At 68.4% G+C, this 2028-nt stretch carries 2 protein-coding genes; one reads left to right on the top strand and one right to left on the bottom strand.

Features of this window, described 5'->3' with window-relative positions:
- Positions 1–81: 81 nt before the first annotated feature.
- Entirely contained in the window at positions 82–1101 is a 1020-nt protein-coding gene (gene galE / locus AMD30_RS24165; protein ID WP_010844951.1) for a UDP-glucose 4-epimerase GalE, read from the top strand.
- 15 nt (positions 1102–1116) lie between these two features.
- Here galE and AMD30_RS24160 read toward each other — a convergent pair whose 3' ends face one another.
- The gene (locus tag AMD30_RS24160) at positions 1117–1953 is read right to left on the bottom strand and encodes a hypothetical protein (RefSeq protein ID WP_055477356.1); all 837 of its coding nucleotides are present in this window, start codon (positions 1951–1953) and stop codon (positions 1117–1119) included.
- Between the last annotated feature and the right edge of the window lie 75 nt (positions 1954–2028).

The raw sequence follows: 2028 nt of genomic DNA, 5'->3' as shown, positions 1-2028 counted from the left end.
AAGTACGCCACCACCGAACGCGTCACCGGCTGACACGACACGCCTGGCCCGTTCTCAGGGTCGCCGCTTACGGTGGTCGTCATGCGCGTACTCGTGAGCGGAGGCGCGGGCTACATAGGCTCGCACACCGTCATCCAATTGATCTCGGCCGGACACGACGTGGTCATCGTCGACGATTTCAGCAATGCCAAGCCGACTGTCGTCGGCCGGCTCGAGGCGTTGACCGGGCGTTCCATCCCGGTGCACGCCTTCGACCTCGCCGACGTCGACAAGACCGAACACTTCTTCGCCCACGAGGACATCGACGCGGTGATCCATTTCGCCGGTTACAAGGCGGTCGGCGAATCCGTGGCGAAGCCGCTCGACTACTACCAGAACAATCTCGGCACGACGTTCGCGCTGCTCCGCGCGATGGAGCGCCACGACGTGCACACACTCGTGTTCTCGTCGTCGGCGACGGTCTACGGCGCCGAGCCCGAGCTGCCGATGACCGAGGATCTGCCCACGTCGGCGACCAGTCCGTACGGCTGGACCAAGGTGATGATCGAGCAGATCCTGCGCGACGTCGCCGCGAGTTCGGAGGTGTGGCGCATCGCGGCGCTGCGCTACTTCAATCCCGTCGGTGCACACCCGAGCGGACAGATCGGTGAGGACCCGTCGGGCATCCCCAACAACCTCATGCCCTTCGTCGCGCAGGTCGCGGTCGGCCGGCGCGAGAAGCTGGCGGTGTTCGGCGACGATTACGACACCCCGGACGGCACGGGCGTACGCGACTACATCCATGTCGACGACCTGGCCGCCGGGCACGTCGCGGCGCTCGACCGTATCAGCAACGGCCAGACCGGCATGTCGACCTGGAATCTCGGTACCGGCCAGGGCGTTTCGGTCTTGCAGGTCGTGCACGCCTTCGAGGAGGCCAGCGGACGGCCGATCCCCTACGAGGTGGCTCCGCGACGCGCCGGCGACATCGCCGCCTCCTACGCCGATCCGAGCCGTGCGAACGCCGACCTGAACTGGCATGCCACCAAGACCATCGACGACATGTGCGCAGACACCTGGCGGTGGCAGTCGGGCAATCCGTCGGGGTACCCCGACGCCTGAACCGGCCGTTGAGCCTCAGGCCGGCGCGTGCGGATCGTCGGGGTCGACGATGCCATCGGTGACCCAGCCGATGTAGCGCGCGGCGGATGTCTCGACCACCTCCCGTGCACCTTTCTCCACGACGACACCGAACGCGTCGTAGAGGCGGTCGAACCGGAGTTCGCCGACGCGGTCGGCGATCCCGCGCACGAGTCGCGGTGACAGCGGGATCATGTTCGGGTAGCTGCGCATGAAGGTCACCATGCCCGGTTGCATCACGCCCTTGATGGTGTCGCCGGTCAGCAGCGCTCCCCGGCCGCCTGCGGCGTCGGGCACATGCAACACCGCGCTCCCGGGGAAGTGGCCGCCGCACCGGACGAGCCGGACCCCGCCGAGGACCTCGACAGAGTCGGACCAGAAGCGCACGACGGGGTCGGGCCGGGTCACCCACCTCCGGTCGAAGTCGTTGTAGTACACCGGGACCCGACCGAATCGGTGACTGAGGGAGACGCTCGCGCCGACGAGGTGGGGGTGGCTCGCGGCGATGGCGGCGACGCCGCCGTGGGCGTCGAGCCAGTCCACCAGCGAGGGCCCGAGGAATCCCGGTGGCTCCCAGAGGATGTTGCCCTCGGAGGCGGTGACGAGCAGGGCGCGCTGACCGATCCCGACGGACGGCCGCACCGACAGCGCGGTGAGTCCGGGTTCCACATCGTCGGCGGTCAGAGCGTTGTCGGCGGTCTCGTCGAGTGGGGTCCAGCTCGGCCCGCTGACGGGGAGCCATTGCCGGTCGTCGTCGCAGATCGGACATATCGCGGGCGGCGTCTCGCCCGGAGGGAACTCGTTGGCGCAGAAGACACACATCCAGGGCCGCATGCCCCCGACGCTAGCCCCTGCTCGTGGGGCGAACGGGTGAATGGCCGCGTCTCTCCTCCGGCGCTGAGGGGGGTG

The sequence above is a fragment of the Gordonia sp. HS-NH1 genome (genome assembly GCF_001418765.1).
Classification (GTDB): domain Bacteria; phylum Actinomycetota; class Actinomycetes; order Mycobacteriales; family Mycobacteriaceae; genus Gordonia.
The sequence above is the reverse complement of the archived record's forward strand: the minus strand, read 5'-3'. Positions and strand labels throughout refer to the sequence as shown.

What these genes read in the sequence shown, in the direction of transcription:
- galE (WP_010844951.1), top strand. Translation starts at nt 82, where the DNA reads ATGCGCGTACTCGTGAGCGGAGGCGCGGGCTACATAGGCTCGCACACC.
- AMD30_RS24160 (WP_055477356.1), bottom strand. Translation starts at nt 1,953, where the DNA reads ATGCGGCCCTGGATGTGTGTCTTCTGCGCCAACGAGTTCCCTCCGGGC.